This is a genomic window from Nocardia sp. NPDC057227 (genome assembly GCF_042669725.1).
Classification (GTDB): domain Bacteria; phylum Actinomycetota; class Actinomycetes; order Mycobacteriales; family Mycobacteriaceae; genus Nocardia; species Nocardia asteroides_A.
The window spans coordinates 35,160-51,200 of record NZ_JBHUXA010000023.1 but is presented as its reverse complement, the minus strand read 5'-3'; the positions used below and the strand labels follow the sequence as shown (position 1 = coordinate 51,200).

Below are 16,041 nucleotides of genomic sequence, written 5' to 3'. Positions count from 1 at the left end.
GCGCTGAGCAGCACCGATGAGCGAGGCGCAGAAGGGCAGAAGCCCCCTGACCAAGGTGCTGATCGCGCTCGGCGGGTTGGTCGTGATCGTCCTGGTCGGACTGTTCGCGCGCGGTGGCGACGACCAGGGCAGCGCCTCGCCCTCGGTGGCAGCGACAACGACGCAACCGGCGAAATCCACGACAGCGACCGGCGAACGGAACGCCCCGGTCACCGCCCAGGCCCCGGACGTCCCGGCCCACGCCTACGACACCCTCAGAGAAATAGACTCGGGCCGCTGGCCCGACTCCGCCAACGCCCCCGGCACCAAGGGCGGCGACCGCTGGCAGAACCGCGAGGGCACCCTGCCGCGCACCGGCACCGACGGCAAACCTGTCACCTACCAGGAGTGGGACGTCAACCCCAAGCAGCGCAACCGGACCCGCGATGCCGAAAGAATAGTCACCGGCAGCGACGGCACCGCCTGGTACACCGGCGACCACTACGCCACCTTCACGAGGATGCGCTGATGACCAGGCCCATCTCGCTGGCCCGCTTCTTGACGCAGGAACACCCCCCGCTCGGTTCGCTGGCGGTCGACCCGGCCGAGTTCAGCGAGGTCAGGCACCGCGCCCCGGCCGGTTTCGTGGTGCGCGAACTGCGTGGCAGCCGGATGCGCACGATCAAAGGGGTGTTCGACGAGTTCGCCGCCGCCTTCCAGTTTCCGTACTACTTCGGCGCGAACAAGGATGCCTTCGACGAGTGCCTGCGCGACCTCGACGAAACGCTCGGTGCGGCGAAGGGGTACCTGGCGGTGATCAGGGATTCGGCGGAACTGCTGGCCGAGCAGCCCACCGAGCGCGCGTGGTTCGCTGAAGCCATGCGGGACGGCGCCGAGTACTGGGTGCGAAAAGACGTGCAGTTCCGAGTGGTGCTGCAGGGCGAGCCCGCCCCGGTGCGCGCGGTGCCGCTCACGCTCTGAAGCGGCGCGCCAGATCTTCGCCGAGCAGCACGAACACCTCGGTGGTGTGCTCGATCAGCTGCTCCTTCGACATGGTCAGATCGCCCTGTAGCCAGACCGTCAGGGTCTGCACTAGGCCGCCGACCAGATAGGTGGCGCGGAAGTCGATGAGCGGGTCCGAGGTGGGGTCGGTGACGCCGTAGAAGTCGCCGCCCTGGGCCGCCACCAGGCGGGCGAAGGCGCGGACGGTGGCGTTGGTGCGGGCCCGCAGCTCGGGGGTCGCCATGCCGGCGATCAGCGCGACCTCGGCCTTGCGCGGGTCGTCGGTGAGCAGGTGGATGCCTGCGGCGATGGCGGCGTGCGCCTTGGCGCCTGGCTCGTCGGGGGCGGTGCGCAGCGCGGTCAGGATGGCGGTGGCGAGCTCCTCGGCGATGCCGTCGATCAGCGCGGTGAGCACCGCGTCCCTGCTGTCGAAGCTTTCGTAGTAGTACCGCTCGTTCAATCCGGCCGCGGTGCACAGCCCGGAGACGGTGAGCTTGCCGAGGCCGTGCGTGCCGATGATCTCCAGCGCCGCCGTGAGCAGGGCCGATCGCCGCTGCGCCCGCCGCTCGTCGGCGGAGACGCCGCCGTAGGTCCGCTGGGCTGTCACAGTCTCGATTCTGACACGGCCGTGTTCCGGCTCCGCGCGCTTGCCCCGGACCATAATCTGGGGGATCATCTTGCCAGATGCCACGAACGGAAGGCGGCACCCCCGATGAGCACCGGATACTTCGCGGACAGCTCCATGGCCAGGCGGGTCATGAGCAAGCGCATCGTCGGCCTGACGTACGGGCAGCGCGCCCTCGTCGTCGGCGCGGTGAACCCGCTGCTCTACGTCGGCACGGCGGAGAACACCGCGCACCGGGCCACCCCGTACACCCGGCTCGCGCTCACCGGCAGGCTCTTCGAGGCGGTCTTCCTCGGCACGAAGGACGAGGCCGACCGGGCCCGTGCCTACACCGCGCGCAGGCACGCCCCGGTGCGCGGCGCGCTGCCCGAGGACGCGGGCGCACACCACCCGGCGGGCACCGCGTACTCCGCGAACGACCCGCACCTGATGTTCCTGACCATGGCCTTCACCTTCGACTCCGCCGAGGTCATGTACGACCTGCTGGTGCACCGGCTCACCGAGGGTGAGCGCGAGGGGCTCTACCAGGACTATGTGCGCTGGGGCGAGCTCTTCGGCATGCCGCGCGGCGCGGCCCCCGCGAGCTACCGCGGCTTCCGCGCGTACTTCGACGGCTACCTCGCCTCGGACGAGCTGTTCCTCACCGAGGAGGCGAAGCTGGTCGGCTCCTACCTGGCCGGGCAGAAGGTGCCGTACCCGCAGCGGCCGCCGCTGCAGCAGGTCACCTCCGGCTTCTTCCTGCTGGTCCAGGGCAGCCTGCCGCCGCGCATCAGGGAGCTGTACGGGATGCGCTGGGGGCTGCGCGAGGAGGCCGGGTACCGCGCGCTGGTGCGGGCGGCGCGCGCCGCGCACCTGCGCCCGCCGCTGCTGCCGCCGGTGCTGCGCTCCACGCTGGCCGGGCCGAGCGCGCCGATGTACAGGCTGGTCTCGAAGCGCGAGCAGGAGCTGGTGCGCACCGGAAGGCCGAGCATGCCGGGGGTGGACACCCGGAATTCGGCTTGATGCCGCGTGCGAAGATCGGGGCATGTCCAGTCCCGCGCAGCCCGGTGAGCGCAAACAGCGCGTGCTCTCCGGGATCCAGCCGACCAGTTCCTCGTTCCACCTCGGCAACTACCTGGGCGCGCTGCAGTACTGGGTCACCATGCAGGACGAGTACGACGCCCTGTACTTCATCCCCGACCTGCACGCCATCACCGTCCCCCAGGACCCGAAGCTGCTGCGCGCCCGCACCCGCGGCGCCGCCGCGCAGCTGCTCGCCATCGGCATCGACCCGGAGAAGTCGACGCTCTTCGTGCAGAGCCAGGTGCCCGAGCACGCCGAGCTCGCCTGGGTACTGAGCTGCATCACCGGCTTCGGCGAGGCGAGCCGGATGACCCAGTTCAAGGACAAGTCGCTCAAGCAGGGCGCGGACAACACCACCGTCGGGCTCTTCACCTACCCGGTGCTCATGGCCGCCGACATCCTGCTCTACCGCCCGCACCAGGTGCCGGTCGGCGAGGACCAGCGCCAGCACCTGGAGCTGACCCGGAATCTCGCGCAGCGCTTCAACACCCGCTTCAAGAAGACCTTCGTCGTGCCGGAGGCGCACATCGTGAAGGGCACCGCCAAGATCTACGACCTGCAGGACCCGACCGCCAAGATGAGCAAGTCGGCCTCGACCGACGCCGGGCTGATCAACCTGCTGGACGACCCGAAGGTGACGGCCAAGAAGATCCGCTCCGCGGTCACCGACACCGAGCGCGAGATCCGCTTCGACCAGGCGGCAAAGCCGGGCGTCAGCAACCTGCTGGTGATCCTGAGTTCGGTCACCGGCACCCCGATCGACACCCTCGAGAAGGATTACGAGGGTAAGGGTTACGGCGACCTGAAAGCCGACGTCGCCGCGGCCCTTGTCGAGTTCGTCACCCCGTTCCGCGCCCGGGTCGACGAGTACCTGAGTGATCAGGGCGAACTCGACCGCATCCTGGCCGCCGGTGCCGCGCGGGCGCGCGAGATCGCCGGCAACACGCTCGCACAGGTTTACGATCGGGTGGGGCTGCTCACTCGGTGAGTAAGCGCGGGGGCCGAGCCGAGGGGCGAGACCATGCAGGTGATCGACGACACCAAGGCCGGGATCGAGCGGCGCGTCCAGGCCAGGCCGTGGCTGGACCACCTGGTCCGGGCCGGCGGCCGCTACCAGCGGCAGCGCGGTGACTACTACGCCGCCGGGATCACCTACTTCACCGTGCTCTCGCTCTTCCCGCTGCTCATGGTGGCCTTCGCGGTCGCCGGGTTCGTGCTCGCGGGCAACCCCGACCTGCTCGGGCAGGTGCAGGAGAAGGTCATCGAGAACGTCCCCGGCTCGATGGGCGACCAGCTCAACGACCTGATCGACCAGGCCATCCGGTCCCGGAGCACGGTCGGTGTGCTCGGGCTGCTCACCGGCGTCTACACCGGGCTCGGCTGGATGGCGAACCTGCGCGCGGCGCTGACCGAGCAGTGGGACCAGAAGACCGAGGAGGGGAACTGGTTCACCACCAAGCTCTCCGACTTCGTCGCGCTGCTCGGGCTCGGGCTGGCCATGGCGGTCTCGCTCGGGCTCTCCGGGCTGGCCTCCAGCGGGCTCGGCGAGTGGTTGCTGCGGTTTCTCAAGCTCTCCGAGCTGCCGGGGGCGCGGTTCCTGCTGGTGCTGATCGGCATCGTGCTCGGCTCGCTCGCCTCCTGGGCGGTGTTCTGCTGGATCATCGCCCGGCTGCCGCGCGAGCCGGTGACGCTGAAGAGCGCGGCCAAGGCGGCGGCGATCGCGGCGGTGGTGTTCGAGGTGTTCAAGCTGGTGGCCTCGCTCTACCTGCAGACCGTGCTGAGCAGTCCGGCCGGGGCGACCTTCGGGTCGATCATCGGCCTGATGGTGTTCAGCTACATCACCTATCGGATCGTGCTCTTCGCGACGGCGTGGGCGGCGACCGCTCGGGAGAACGAGCGCGAGGTGGTGATTGCGGCGCCCGCGCCCGCCGTCATCGAGCCGCGGGTCGGGCCCGCAGGGACCACGGCCGCGGCAGGGGCTGCCTGGTTCGGCGCGGGAGCGCTTGCCGCGCTCGGGGTTTGGCTGTTGCGCAGGCGCTGAGGTCGCTCAGCGCCTGCGGCGGTTGACGCTGCGGGCTGCGACGAGCAGGGCCAGCACTACGAAGACGCCCGCGGCGATGAAGAAGATCCGGGCGCGGTCGCGGGCATCGCTGCCGGTGCGGGGCATGTCGCGATCGCCGGGGGCGCCCGCAGGCGGCGCGGCCAGCGTCGGACCCCCGCTCGACGGCGCGGCGGACGCGTCCGGCAGGGCGCCGACCCCCGCCCCCCGCTGCACGGCGAACCCGTAGTCGAGCAGGCGAGCCGCCTGCTCCCAAGGCCGCAGCGGCAGGACATCCGCCTTGAGCAGCGTCACCACCAGCCTGCGGCCGCCGCGCTCGGCGCCTGCCACGAAGGTCTGCCTGGCGTCGTCGGTGAACCCGGTCTTGCCGCCGAGCGCGCCCTCGTAGTTGTAGAGCAGGTGGTTGTCGTTGCCGATCACGAAGCCGGGGTGGTCGGGGTCGCCGGGGATGCGCGGGTCCGGCGGGAAGCCGGGGAAGTCGATCTGCTCGGTGCGGATGAACTCGGCGAATCGCGGCTCGGTCATGGCCTCGCGGAAGAGCGCCGCCAGGTCGTAGGCGGAGGTGCTCATGCCTGGCCCGTCCAGCCCGGACGGCGTCGCGGCCCTGGTGTCCAGCGCCCGCAGCGAGCGGGCCAGGTCGTTCATCTTCGCGACCGCGACCTGGTCGCCGCCGAGCTGAGCGGAGAGCGCGTGCGCGGCGTCGTTGCCGGAGGCCATCACCAGCGCCTGCAGCAGCTGCCGGTTGGTGTAGCGCCCGCCGGGGCCGATGCCGACCCGCGTTCCCTCCACGTCGGCGTCGGCGGCGGTGCCGGTGACAACGGTGTCGAGCTTCAGCGCGCGCAGCGCGACCGTGGCGAGCAGTACCTTGATGGTGCTCGCGGGCCGGTAGCGGCCGTGCGGGTCCTTGGCCGCGAGCACCTCGCCGGTGTCGAGGTCGGCGACCACCCAGGCGGTGGCGGAGATCTCGGCGGGCACGGATCCGGCCGAATCGGGCAGTACGACACCGCATTCCGCCATCCGTTTACCGCCGATGGCAGGCGAAGGCACCGGCAGCGGCTCGGGCGCGCGCTCGCCCGGCGCGGGCACCTCGGAGGCGTCGATCGGGGCGGGCGGCTTGGTCCGCTGCGCGCAGTCGCCGGTGTCCGGCGTGCTGAACGGGGTGGTGGTCGGCGGTGCGGGGGGCTGGGCGATGGCCGGCGCGGCCACGGCGCCGGCGAGCACGGCAGCGGTGGCCAGCACCGCGGCGACCGCGCGCCACGGGTCGCGAGTGTTCATCAGGGAGCAGCGTATCGAGGTCTGGACAGCTCGAAAAAACTGGTAGAGACTGTCAAAAAATAGTAACTGCCACTTTTGGAGACGCTGTGCCCCGCTCCGCTGCCCACCGCTGGTCCGCGCTCGGCGCGATGGCGCTGGCCATGACCGTGATCGGCCTGGACATGACGGTGCTGACCGTCGCGCTGCCGACGCTCGCCATCGACCTCGGCGCGGGAAGCGCTGCACTGCAGTGGTTCTCCACCGCCTACACGCTCGCGCTGGCCGCCGTCCTGCTCCCCGCGGGCGCGCTCGGTGACCGGTACGGCAGGCGCTCGCTGCTGCTCGGCGCGCTGCTCCTCTTCGGGCTCGCCTCGGTGGCCTGCGCCTACGCGGACTCGCCCGGTCAGCTGATCGCCGCCCGCACGGTGCTCGGGATCGCCGCGGCCGCCATGATCCCGATGACCATGGCCACCGTGACCGTGCTCTTCGCCGATCCGGCCGAGCGCGCGCGGGCCATGTCCATCTGGGTGACCGCCACCGCGATCGGGCTGCCGCTCGGCCCGATCCTCGGCGGCTGGCTGCTGACCACCTTCTGGTGGGGCTCGGTGTTCCTGATCAACGTGCCGGTGGTGCTGATCGGCATGGCCGCGGTGGCGGCGCTGGTCCCGGAGTCGCGGGATCCGGGGCGGCGCCCGATCGATCTGCCGGGAACCGGTCTCTCCGTCGCCGGGATGCTCGCGCTCACCTACGGTCTTATCCGGCTCGGCGAGGACGGCCTCGCCGACCCGCTCGGCTGGCTGGGCACGGTCGCCGGTGCCGCCCTGCTGGTGGCGCTGGTGTACCACCAGCGGCGGGCCGCGTACCCGCTGGCCGATCTGGAGTTGTTCCGGCGCAGCGGTTTCCGCTGGGGCTCGGTGTTCGCGGTGGTCATCACCTTCGGGCTGTTCGGGCTGTTCTTCACGCTGCCGCAGTACTACCGCGCGGTGCTGGAGGTGGACGCGCTCGGCAGCGGGCTGCGGCTGCTGCCGCTGATCGCCGGGTTGCTGGCAGGGTCGCGGGCGGGCGATGCGCTTCGGGTCCGGTTCGGCACCGCGCGCACGGTCGGGCTCGGCCTCGGGCTGCTCGGGCTCGGACTCGGGCTCGGCGCCTGCACCTCGGTGGCGAGCGGGTTCGGCTTCGTGGCGCTGTGGGTGGCGCTGACCGGCGCGGGCATGGGCACCGCGTTGCCCGCGGCCATGGCGGCGGCGCTGGACGACCTCGCAGGCGATCGCGCGGGCGCGGGCTCCGCGCTGATCCAGGCGCTGCGCCAGGCCGCGGGGACGATCGCGGTCGCCTTCCTCGGCGCGGTGCTCGCCGCGGTCTACCGGTCGGAGCTCGGCGCCGCGAACCGGCCGCCGGTCGACGAGAGCGTGAATACCGGGGTAGCGGTGGCGCGGCAGCTCGGGGACGCCGCGCTGCTGGAGCGGGTCCAGGCCGCCTTCGTCGCCGGGATGGGCGTCATGCTCGCGCTCTGCGCGCTGCTCTGCCTGGTCGCGGCGCCGGTGGCGCTGCGGGTGCTGCCCGGGCGCGCCGCGCCGCGGCTCGCCGATCCGTCAGAATCGGGGCATGGCCGATGACATCGCGGTGCGCGGACTGCGCGAACGCAAGAAGGAACGCACCCGCCGCACCCTTCGCGAGCAGGCCTTCCGGCTGTTCCGCGAGCAGGGCTACGCGGAGACGACCGTCGAGCAGATCGCGGCCGCCGCCGACGTCTCGCCGAGCACCTTCTTCCGCTACTTCCCGGCCAAGGAGCAGCTCATCCTGGCCGACGACCTGGATGCCCCGCTGATCGCCGAGTACCGGGCGCAGCCGCAGGGGCTGAGCCTGTTCGCGGCGTTCCGGGCGGCCATGGCGACGGTCATCGGCTCGGTGCCGCCGGAGGACCTCGCCTTCGAGCGGGAGCGCCAGGACCTGCTCTACCGGACCCCGGAGCTGCGCTCGGCCATCGCGCTGGAGCTCGAGCGCGGGATCGACATGCTGAGCGGGCTCTTCGCCGAGCGGCTCGGCCGCGACCCGGACGACGAGGAGGTCAGGGTGACGGCGGGCGCGTTCACCGGGGCGCTGCTCGTCACCGCGCTCGGCAGGCCGCTGGACTGGACCGCGCTGGACCGGGCGCTCGCGCTGCTGGAGGACGGGCTGCCGCTGGGCCGGTCAGAGGGGTAGCCGTCCGTCCCTGGCGCAGCGGGCGGGGGTGTCGTCGTCCATGCCGGTGAAGAAGGCGCCGAGAACCTCTTCGACCTCGGTGAACGAGCGGGCGCAGTAGAGCACCGGCTGGTAATGCGTGATGTCGTAGACCGCGGTGCCCATGGCGGCCACGTCCAGCGGGCGCAGCAGGGCCGCGCGGAACTCCTCGATCTCGCCGTACGAGGAGAGCAGCCCGGCCCCGTAGCAGCGGACCTCGCCGCGCTCCCGGAGCACCCCGAACTCCAGCGAGAACCAGAAGACGTCGGCCAGGAACTTCAGCGCGGCGTCGGTGTGCAGCCGCCGCGCCGCCGCGCCGACCGCGACGTAGAGCGCGGCCAGCCTGGCGCTGGCCAGCTGGGTGCCGTGCCCGACGATCTCGTGCACCGCGTCCGGCTCCGGGGTGTAGAGCGGCGCGCTGTGGTGCCGCAGGTACTGGGTGGCGTGGAAGACCCGGTCCGCGAACGCGCCGAAGAACTCCCGCAGCGGCACCAGCCCGGCGGCGGGCGCGTAGCGGAACCCGCTCAGCGGCGCCAGCGCGGCGGAGACCTGGTCCAGCTGCGGCACGTGGTCGGTCGGCAGCCCGAATTCCCGCGCCGCGAGCCGGATCTCCGCGCAGGCGTAGGTGCGGTGCTTGCGCGCGAGCTCGGCCGAGACGGTGCGCCAGACGGTGTGCTCGCGCTCGGTGTAGGCCACCCGGGGGGCGGGCTCGCCCCGGGTGTGCGCCAGCGCCAGCGCCGCGATGGCGTCGCGGCGGGCCCGGTACTCCTGGTCCTGCGCGCCCGGGTGCTCCGCGCTCAGCCGGACCCGGACCGCGCCGTCGCCGCCGCGGGTCACCGGCGAGTAGAGCTGCGCTTCGGTGAACATGTCCCGATGCAAGCACCGCGGGCCCGGCGCGGCAACGCGCCCCGCCGCAGCTGTACACACTGCTCAGCTGGGCGCGCCGCGGTGTGTGATTCGGACCGAAGCCCTCGCGCTGGCGGCGCTCATGACGCAAGATGGCGAATGTAACAAGGAGGACGCATGCGTACAGTGCGGATCGATCTCGACCAGCGGCTGCTGGCCGCTGCCGCCGCCATCCTGGGCACGTCGAACAGCAACGCAACGGTCAACGAGGCGCTGCGCCGGATCGTGGTGCACGAGCGCACGCTGCTGCACCTGGAGCGGCTGGCCGCGGATTCGCTCGCCGCGCCTCCTCCGCGCGAACCGGTCGTGCTCGACGGCTGACCGGTCTGTCGGTACCCCCTGGCACCATGGCAACCCTGCACCGTGCATGGAGGGGGTTCGATGTCGGTACCGTTGGCCGGTCTACCCGGCGATCAGCGTCCGCGGGAGCGGCTGCTCGCGCTCGGAGCGCACGCGCTCACCGACGGTGAGCTGCTCGCCCTGTTGCTGCGCGAGGGGAATCGCGGCATCGGTGTCATCGATCTCGCGCACGCCCTGCTCGCCGAGTACGGCGGGCCCGCAGGGCTGGCGGCGGCGCGGCCGGAGGAGCTCGCCGGGCGCACCGGGATGGGCGTCGCCAAGGCGTCGACGGTGGTCGCCGCCTTCCATCTGGCCGCGCGGGCCCGCGGCGCCGCCCCCGGGCGGGTGCTCGCCGGCGCCGCCGATGTCGCGGCGGTGGCGTCTCCGCTGTTCACCGGCGCGCGGGTGGAGTTGCTGCTGGTCCTGGTCTGCGATGCCAGGCACCGGCTGCGGCACCGGGTCTTCGTCGCGCAGGGCGCGCTGGACGAGGTCGCCGTCCCGGTGCGGGAGATCCTGAACACCGTGCTCAGGCACGACGGCCGCGCCTTCGCCGTCGTGCACAACCACCCGTCCGGCGACCCCTCGCCCAGCTACGACGACCGGCGCGCCAGCACCGTGCTCGGCGCCGCCGCAGGCACCGTCGGGCTCCGCTTCCTCGGCCACGTCGTGCTCGCAGGCGAGCGCTGGTCGCGCGCGGACCCGCTGCCGGACGGCTGGTGAGACGGCGACGGCCGCCCTCGCGCGGAGCGAGAGCGGCCGTCGCCGCGGAACCGAGTGGCTCAGCGGGCGAAGAGCAGGGCCCGCTTGACCTCCTGGATCGCCTTGGTCACCTCGATGCCGCGGGGGCACGCGTCGGTGCAGTTGAAGGTGGTGCGGCAGCGCCACACGCCCTCGACATCGTTCAGGATGTCGAGCCGCTCGCGCGCGCCCTCGTCCCTGCTGTCGAAGATGAAGCGGTGCGCGTTCACGATCGCGGCCGGGCCGAAGTAGCTGCCGTCGTGCCAGTACACCGGGCACGAGGTGGTGCAGCAGGCGCAGAGGATGCACTTGGTGGTGTCGTCGAACCTGGCCCGGTCGGCCTGGCTCTGGATCCGCTCGCGGGTCGGCTCGTTGCCCGAGGTCATCAGGTAGGGCTTCACCGCGCGGAACGCGTCGAAGAACGGCTCCATGTTCACGATGAGGTCCTTCTCCACCGGCAGGCCGCGGATCGGCTCGACGGAGACGGTGATGTTCTTGCCGTCCTTGGGCAGCATGTCCTTCATCAGGACCTTGCAGGCCAGCCGGTTCACCCCGTTGATCCGCATGGCGTCGGAGCCGCAGACCCCGTGCGCGCAGGAGCGGCGGAAGGTGAGCGTGCCGTCCAGGTAGGACTTGATGTAGGTCAGCACGTTCAGGAACCGGTCGGTGGTGAGCACCGGCACCTGGAACGACTCCCAGTGCGCGCCGAGGTCGTCCTCCGGGTTGAACCGCGCCACCTTGACGGTGATCATGGTCGAGCCCTCGGGCACCGGGGGCGCGGCGGCCGGGGTCGACTTGTCCAGTACGGCAGTCATCAGTACTTACGCTCCATCGGCTCGTAGCGGGTCTGCACGACCGGCTTGAAGTCGAGGCGGATGTCGGAGAGCAGCTCCGCGCCCTCCTTGTACGCCATCGTGTGCCGCATGAAGTTGACGTCGTCCCGGTCCGGGTAGTCCTCGCGGGCGTGCCCGCCGCGCGACTCCTTGCGGTTCAGCGCGCCGACGACGGTGACCTCGGCCAGCTCCAGCAGGAAGCCGAGCTCGACCGCCTCGAGCAGGTCGCTGTTGTACCGCTTGCCCTTGTCCTGCACGGTGATCCGCGCGTAGCGCTCCTTGAGCGAGTGGATGTCGGTCAGCGCCTGCTTCAGCGTGTCCTCGGTGCGGAACACCGACGCGTTGTTGTCCATCGACCGCTGCAGCTCGGTGCGGATGTCGGCCACCCGCTCGTTGCCGTGGTCGGAGAGGATCAGCGCGAGCCACTCCTGCACCATGGCCGCCGGGTTCTCCGGCAGCTCGACGAACTCGGAGCGCTCCGCGTACTCGGCGGCGGCGATGCCCGCGCGCCTGCCGAAGACGTTGATGTCGAGCAGCGAGTTGGTGCCGAGCCGGTTGGCGCCGTGCACCGAGACGCAGGCGCACTCGCCCGCGGCGTACAGCCCGGGCACCACGTTCTCGTTGTCGCGCAGCACCTCGCCGCGGATCCGGGTCGGGATGCCGCCCATCACGTAGTGACAGGTCGGGAAGACCGGGACCAGCTCCTTCACCGGGTCCACCCCGAGGTAGGTGCGGGAGAACTCGGTGATGTCCGGCAGCTTCTCCTCGAGCACGTCCGCGCCGAGGTGGGTCACGTCGATGTAGACGTAGTCCTTGTTCGGGCCCGCGCCGCGGCCCTCCAGCACCTCGAGCACCATCGAGCGGGCGACGATGTCGCGCGGCGCGAGGTCCTTGATGGTGGGGGCGTAGCGCTCCATGAAGCGCTCGCCCTCGGCGTTGCGCAGGATGCCGCCCTCGCCGCGGACCGCCTCGGAGATCAGGATGCCGAGCCCGGCCAGCCCCGTGGGATGGAACTGGTGGAACTCCATGTCCTCCAGCGGCAGCCCCTTGCGGAACACGATGGCCATGCCGTCGCCGGTCAGGGTATGCGCGTTCGAGGTGGTCTTGTACATCCGGCCGGAGCCGCCGGTGGCGAAGATGATCGACTTCGCGTGGAAGACGTGCAGCTCACCGGTGGCCAGCTCGTAGGCGACGATGCCGGTGGCGACCGGGCCGTGGTCGGTCTCGGTGAGCACCAGGTCGAGCGCGTAGAACTCGTTGAAGAACTCCACGTCGTGCTTGACGCAGTTCTGGTACAGCGTCTGCAGGATCATGTGGCCGGTGCGGTCCGCGGCGTAACAGGCGCGGCGCACCGGCGCCTTGCCGTGGTCGCGGGTGTGCCCGCCGAAGCGGCGCTGGTCGATCCGGCCCTCGGGGGTCCGGTTGAACGGAAGCCCCATCTTCTCCAGGTCGAGCACCGCGTCGATGGCCTCCTTGGCCATGATCTCGGCGGCGTCCTGGTCGACGATGTAGTCGCCACCCTTGACGGTGTCGAAGGTGTGCCACTCCCAGTTGTCTTCTTCGACGTTGGCCAGCGCCGCGCACATGCCGCCCTGGGCCGCGCCGGTGTGGCTGCGGGTCGGGTACAGCTTGGTCAGGACCGCGGTCCTGGCGCGCGGCCCCGCCTCGATCGCCGCGCGCATGCCCGCGCCGCCCGCACCGACTATCAGAACGTCGTAGCGGTGCTCTTGAACAGGACGAATGTCTGTCATCGAGGGTGCCTGTTCCTAACTGATGTTGGGGTCGAAGGTGAAGATGACGTACGTGCCGACGCTGACGATCAGGATGATCGAGATCGCGAGCAGCGAGTTCAGCCAGAACCGGGTCGAGTCCTTGCGGGAGTAGTCCGCGATCACGGTGCGCAGCCCGTTGCCGCCGTGCAGCTGGGCGAGCCAGAGCATCGACAGGTCCCAGACCTGCCAGAACGGGCTGGACCAGCGGCCGGCCACGAAGGCGAAGTTGAGCCGCTTCACGCCGCCGTCGAGCAGCAGCATGATCGACATGTGGCCGATCACGAGCACGATCAGCAGCAGCCCGGAGAAGCGCATGAACAGCCAGGCGTACTTCTCGAAGTTGTTGCTGGACCGGCCGCGCGGCGAGCGCGGCAGATCGAGGCTCGCCGGGCGGTCGTAGGACTTGCCGAGGACGGGTGCAGACATCTCAGTGCTCCGTGAAGAGGTAGAAGAACATCCGGCCGATGGCGCCGCCGGCCAGCACCGCGGTGACGCCGAGGATGATCCAGAGCATCAGCTTCTGGTAGCGCGGCCCCTGTGACCAGAAGTCGACCAGGATGACCCGCACGCCGTTCAGCGCGTGGAAGAGCACGCAGACGACGAGCCCCATCTCCATGAGGGCGACGAGCGGGTTCTTGTAGGTCTCGATCGTGTCGTTGTAGGCCTCGGGGCTCACCCGGACGAGGGCCGTGTCCAGCACGTGGACGAAAAGGAAGAAGAACAGCGTGACGCCGGTGATCCGATGCAGCGCCCAGGACCACATTCCGGGGTCGCCTCGGTACAGCGTCTTCCGCTTCGGCTGAGCCGGAGCTTCGATCGTGGTCATAGCGTGCGGTGCCTCCAACGTCGTTGATGGACCCGGTCACAGATCCGACGCCGGCTGCGTGGAGGGGGCGAATGCCCAGGTGGCTGCGCTCCGGCCCGCCGCCGGGAAACTGAACCGTTCTGCGATCGACTCTAATCCTCCGGGTTTGCCGGAACTAATTCGGCGTGCCGTGCGTTGCGCGACACCCGTTCGAGTTAGGCTTACCTTTGTCGCAGCGGAAAGGGTTGTCGTGCGGCCTCCGCACGCCCGCTTCCGGCCCGCCCGAGTGGGTGCTCCCGCCCCCGTTCCGGGGTCCAAATCCCCTGTACCGCAGGGAAAAATGAGAGTAAACCGGGATCGTTCCCCGAGTTCTCCGCATTCCGTTCCGGTAGCGGGGTGGTGATGCGCTGCTCGGTATTGCGGACTGGCGCAATGTGGAAAATGTCTCACCGCGTTGCCGCGTTCGGCCGGAAAGCTACTCGGCGGTAATGGAGAAATCGAAAGTGGGTGCGGATGACGATCGACTGGACGGCCCTGCGCGCGAGTGCGCGCGACGCCATGGAACGAGCCTACGCGCCCTATTCGCGCTTCCCGGTCGGCGCGGCGGCGCTGGCCGGTGATCGGGTGGTCACCGGCTGCAACGTGGAGAACGTGTCCTACGGCCTCGGGCTGTGCGCGGAGTGCGTGCTGGTGGGCAATGCCGTCGCCACCGGCGGCGGGCGGCTGCGCGCGGTGTCGGTCTGCGACTCCAGGGGCGCGATCCTGATGCCGTGCGGCCGCTGCAGGCAGGTGCTCTTCGAGCACGGCGGCGCGGAGCTGCTCGTCGACCACCCGTCCGGGCCGAAGCGTCTCGGCGAGCTGCTGCCCGACGCCTTCGGACCGGACGATCTCGCCGCCGGCGAGCAGGAGCGCTGAGCCTCCGCCCCACGCGACGTGGCGCGCGGTGGCGAGCCGCCGCCCATACGGCGGCTTTCGCGGCCCGGCACGGGCGGCGCCCCTGTGCCACACTCGGCCGCGTGAGGGCACTCGACGCGGTTTCGATCATCACGGCCAAGCGCGACGGCGGCGAGCTCGCCGACGAGCAGATCGACTGGGTCGTCGACGCCTACACCCGCGGCGCGGTGGCCGACGAGCAGATGGCCGCGCTGGCCATGGCGATCGTCTGGCGCGGGCTGGACCGCAGGGAGACGGCGCGCTGGACCGCGGCCATGATCGCCTCCGGGCAGCGGATGGACTTCACCGACCTGCCCCGGCCGACCGTGGACAAGCACTCCACCGGCGGGGTCGGGGACAAGATCACGCTCCCGCTCACGCCGCTGGTCGCGGCCTGCGGCGCGGCGGTGCCCCAGCTCTCCGGGCGCGGGCTCGGACACACCGGCGGCACGCTGGACAAGCTGGAGGCGATCCCGGGCTGGCAGGCCGACATCCCGGTCACCCGGATGCGCGAGCTGCTGGCCGACCCCGCGGTCGGCGCGGTGATCTGCGCGGCGGGCGCCGGCCTCGCCCCGGCGGACCGCAAGCTGTACGCGCTGCGCGACGTCACCGGGACGGTGGAGTCGGTGCCGCTGCTCGCCAGCTCGATCATGAGCAAGAAGATCGCCGAGGGCACCGCCGCGCTGGTACTCGACGTCAAGGTCGGGGCGGGCGCCTTCCTGCCCGACCTGGCCGACGCGCGGGTACTCGCCCGCACCATGGTCGAGCTCGGCACCGACGCCGGGGTGCGCACCACCGCCCTGCTCACCGACATGGACGCCCCGCTCGGCCGCACCGCGGGCAATGCGCTCGAGGTCGCCGAATCGGTCGAGGTGCTCGCGGGCGGTGGCCCGGCGGACGTGGTCGCGCTGACCCTCGCGCTCGCCCGCGAGATGGTCGCCGCCGCCGGGCTGGACGCCGACCCGGCCGAGGTCCTGGCCTCCGGGCGCGCCATGGATCACTGGCGGGCCATGATCGCCGCCCAGGGCGGTGACCCGGACGCCGCGCTGCCGCGCGCGGCGCACACCGAGACCGTCACCGCCGCCGCCGATGGCGTGCTCACCCGGCTCGACGCCCGCGCGGTCGGCGACGCCGCCTGGCGTTTGGGCGCGGGCCGGGCCCGCCAGGGCGATCCGGTGCAGGCGGGCGCGGGCGTTGTCATGCACGCCAAGCCGGGCGAGCGGGTCCGCGCGGGCGCCCCCCTCTTCACCCTGCACACCGACACCCCCGAAGCCTTCGCCCGCGCCCGCGCCGCACTGGACGGCGCCACCACCATCGACCCCGAAGCGGGCGACACCCCCGCGGGCCCCCTGATCCTCGACCGGATCGGCTGACACCGCCCGCCGCCACCCGGGCGTGGCCGGAGCGCGTCTGTGCGCGGTGACGCCGCGGCCAACCGGAACCGGCCCGGGGGCGAGCGCCCGGTGAACCAGCACTGCCACAGCCGGTAACCAGCCGTACGCGGGCGCGGTCGG

General features: G+C 71.4%; 18 protein-coding genes. 11 read left to right on the top strand and 7 right to left on the bottom strand.

The window, feature by feature from the left end; translation table 11 throughout:
- The first annotated feature begins 16 nt into the window (after nucleotides 1–16).
- Together ACFUJ1_RS26555 and ACFUJ1_RS26550 are read left to right on the top strand one after the other, a co-directional pair.
- A complete protein-coding gene (locus ACFUJ1_RS26555; protein WP_378649797.1) occupies nucleotides 17–508 on the top strand; it encodes a ribonuclease domain-containing protein in 492 nt (163 codons plus the stop codon).
- Nucleotides 508–960 (top strand): barstar family protein, encoded by a 453-nt coding sequence (locus tag ACFUJ1_RS26550; RefSeq protein WP_378649796.1) that lies wholly within the window; start codon nucleotides 508–510, stop codon nucleotides 958–960. The genes ACFUJ1_RS26555 and ACFUJ1_RS26550 overlap by 1 nt, the downstream gene beginning before the upstream one ends.
- On the opposite strand, the gene ACFUJ1_RS26545 is transcribed toward ACFUJ1_RS26550, so the two are convergent.
- Nucleotides 950–1,588 carry a TetR/AcrR family transcriptional regulator gene (locus ACFUJ1_RS26545; protein WP_378649795.1) on the bottom strand — a complete coding sequence of 213 codons (639 nt, stop codon included), beginning with the start codon at nucleotides 1,586–1,588 and terminating at the stop codon, nucleotides 950–952. The genes ACFUJ1_RS26550 and ACFUJ1_RS26545 overlap by 11 nt on opposite strands.
- A gap of 105 nt (nucleotides 1,589–1,693) precedes the next feature.
- Here ACFUJ1_RS26545 and ACFUJ1_RS26540 point away from each other — a divergent pair, with 105 nt between their 5' ends.
- From ACFUJ1_RS26540 to yhjD, 3 genes are read left to right on the top strand one after another with little or no spacing between them, the layout of a single operon-like run.
- The gene (locus ACFUJ1_RS26540; RefSeq protein ID WP_378649794.1) at nucleotides 1,694–2,608 is read left to right on the top strand and encodes an oxygenase MpaB family protein; all 915 of its coding nucleotides are present in this window, start codon (nucleotides 1,694–1,696) and stop codon (nucleotides 2,606–2,608) included.
- A gap of 22 nt (nucleotides 2,609–2,630) precedes the next feature.
- Nucleotides 2,631–3,656: a tryptophan--tRNA ligase gene (trpS, locus tag ACFUJ1_RS26535; RefSeq protein WP_378649793.1), complete on the top strand. Its 1,026-nt coding sequence runs from the start codon at nucleotides 2,631–2,633 to the stop codon at nucleotides 3,654–3,656.
- Nucleotides 3,657–3,689: 33 nt separating this feature from the next.
- Nucleotides 3,690–4,709, top strand: coding sequence for an inner membrane protein YhjD (gene yhjD, locus ACFUJ1_RS26530; RefSeq protein WP_378649792.1), 1,020 nt, complete (start codon nucleotides 3,690–3,692; stop codon nucleotides 4,707–4,709).
- A 6-nt stretch (nucleotides 4,710–4,715) separates the two neighbouring features.
- Here yhjD and ACFUJ1_RS26525 read toward each other — a convergent pair whose 3' ends face one another.
- Nucleotides 4,716–6,002, bottom strand: coding sequence for a D-alanyl-D-alanine carboxypeptidase family protein (locus tag ACFUJ1_RS26525; RefSeq protein WP_378649791.1), 1,287 nt, complete (start codon nucleotides 6,000–6,002; stop codon nucleotides 4,716–4,718).
- 86 nt (nucleotides 6,003–6,088) lie between these two features.
- On the opposite strand from ACFUJ1_RS26525, the gene ACFUJ1_RS26520 reads away from it, so the two are divergent.
- Together ACFUJ1_RS26520 and ACFUJ1_RS26515 are read left to right on the top strand one after the other, a co-directional pair.
- Nucleotides 6,089–7,597, top strand: coding sequence for a DHA2 family efflux MFS transporter permease subunit (locus ACFUJ1_RS26520; protein WP_378649790.1), 1,509 nt, complete (start codon nucleotides 6,089–6,091; stop codon nucleotides 7,595–7,597).
- Nucleotides 7,587–8,183: a TetR family transcriptional regulator gene (locus ACFUJ1_RS26515; protein ID WP_378649789.1), complete on the top strand. Its 597-nt coding sequence runs from the start codon at nucleotides 7,587–7,589 to the stop codon at nucleotides 8,181–8,183. The genes ACFUJ1_RS26520 and ACFUJ1_RS26515 overlap by 11 nt, the downstream gene beginning before the upstream one ends.
- On the opposite strand, the gene ACFUJ1_RS26510 is transcribed toward ACFUJ1_RS26515, so the two are convergent.
- A complete protein-coding gene (locus tag ACFUJ1_RS26510) occupies nucleotides 8,172–9,068 on the bottom strand; it encodes a phenylalanine 4-monooxygenase (RefSeq protein WP_378649788.1) in 897 nt (298 codons plus the stop codon). The genes ACFUJ1_RS26515 and ACFUJ1_RS26510 overlap by 12 nt on opposite strands.
- A gap of 156 nt (nucleotides 9,069–9,224) precedes the next feature.
- Here ACFUJ1_RS26510 and ACFUJ1_RS26505 point away from each other — a divergent pair, with 156 nt between their 5' ends.
- Together ACFUJ1_RS26505 and ACFUJ1_RS26500 are read left to right on the top strand one after the other, a co-directional pair.
- On the top strand, nucleotides 9,225–9,428 hold the full coding sequence (locus tag ACFUJ1_RS26505) for a type II toxin-antitoxin system VapB family antitoxin (protein ID WP_378649787.1): 204 nt from the start codon (nucleotides 9,225–9,227) through the stop codon (nucleotides 9,426–9,428).
- A 60-nt stretch (nucleotides 9,429–9,488) separates the two neighbouring features.
- Nucleotides 9,489–10,166: a RadC family protein gene (locus tag ACFUJ1_RS26500; protein ID WP_378649786.1), complete on the top strand. Its 678-nt coding sequence runs from the start codon at nucleotides 9,489–9,491 to the stop codon at nucleotides 10,164–10,166.
- Between the two features lie 59 nt (nucleotides 10,167–10,225).
- Here ACFUJ1_RS26500 and ACFUJ1_RS26495 read toward each other — a convergent pair whose 3' ends face one another.
- The 4 genes from ACFUJ1_RS26495 to sdhC are packed head-to-tail and all read right to left on the bottom strand — an operon-like array spanning nucleotide 10,226 to nucleotide 13,615.
- Nucleotides 10,226–10,999, bottom strand: a complete 774-nt coding sequence (locus ACFUJ1_RS26495; protein WP_378649785.1) for a succinate dehydrogenase iron-sulfur subunit — start codon at nucleotides 10,997–10,999, stop codon at nucleotides 10,226–10,228.
- On the bottom strand, nucleotides 10,999–12,768 hold the full coding sequence (gene sdhA, locus ACFUJ1_RS26490) for a succinate dehydrogenase flavoprotein subunit (RefSeq protein ID WP_378649784.1): 1,770 nt from the start codon (nucleotides 12,766–12,768) through the stop codon (nucleotides 10,999–11,001). Before sdhA ends, ACFUJ1_RS26495 begins: the two co-directional genes overlap by 1 nt.
- Nucleotides 12,769–12,783: 15 nt before the next feature.
- Entirely contained in the window at nucleotides 12,784–13,215 is a 432-nt protein-coding gene (locus ACFUJ1_RS26485; protein WP_378649783.1) for a succinate dehydrogenase hydrophobic membrane anchor subunit, read from the bottom strand.
- Between the two features lies 1 nt (nucleotide 13,216).
- Entirely contained in the window at nucleotides 13,217–13,615 is a 399-nt protein-coding gene (gene sdhC / locus ACFUJ1_RS26480) for a succinate dehydrogenase, cytochrome b556 subunit (protein WP_233016182.1), read from the bottom strand.
- 492 nt (nucleotides 13,616–14,107) lie between these two features.
- Here sdhC and ACFUJ1_RS26475 point away from each other — a divergent pair, with 492 nt between their 5' ends.
- Nucleotides 14,108–14,509, top strand: a complete 402-nt coding sequence (locus ACFUJ1_RS26475) for a cytidine deaminase (RefSeq protein WP_378649781.1) — start codon at nucleotides 14,108–14,110, stop codon at nucleotides 14,507–14,509.
- Between the two features lie 101 nt (nucleotides 14,510–14,610).
- The gene (locus ACFUJ1_RS26470; RefSeq protein ID WP_378649779.1) at nucleotides 14,611–15,900 is read left to right on the top strand and encodes a thymidine phosphorylase; all 1,290 of its coding nucleotides are present in this window, start codon (nucleotides 14,611–14,613) and stop codon (nucleotides 15,898–15,900) included.
- The last annotated feature ends 141 nt before the right edge of the window (nucleotides 15,901–16,041 follow it).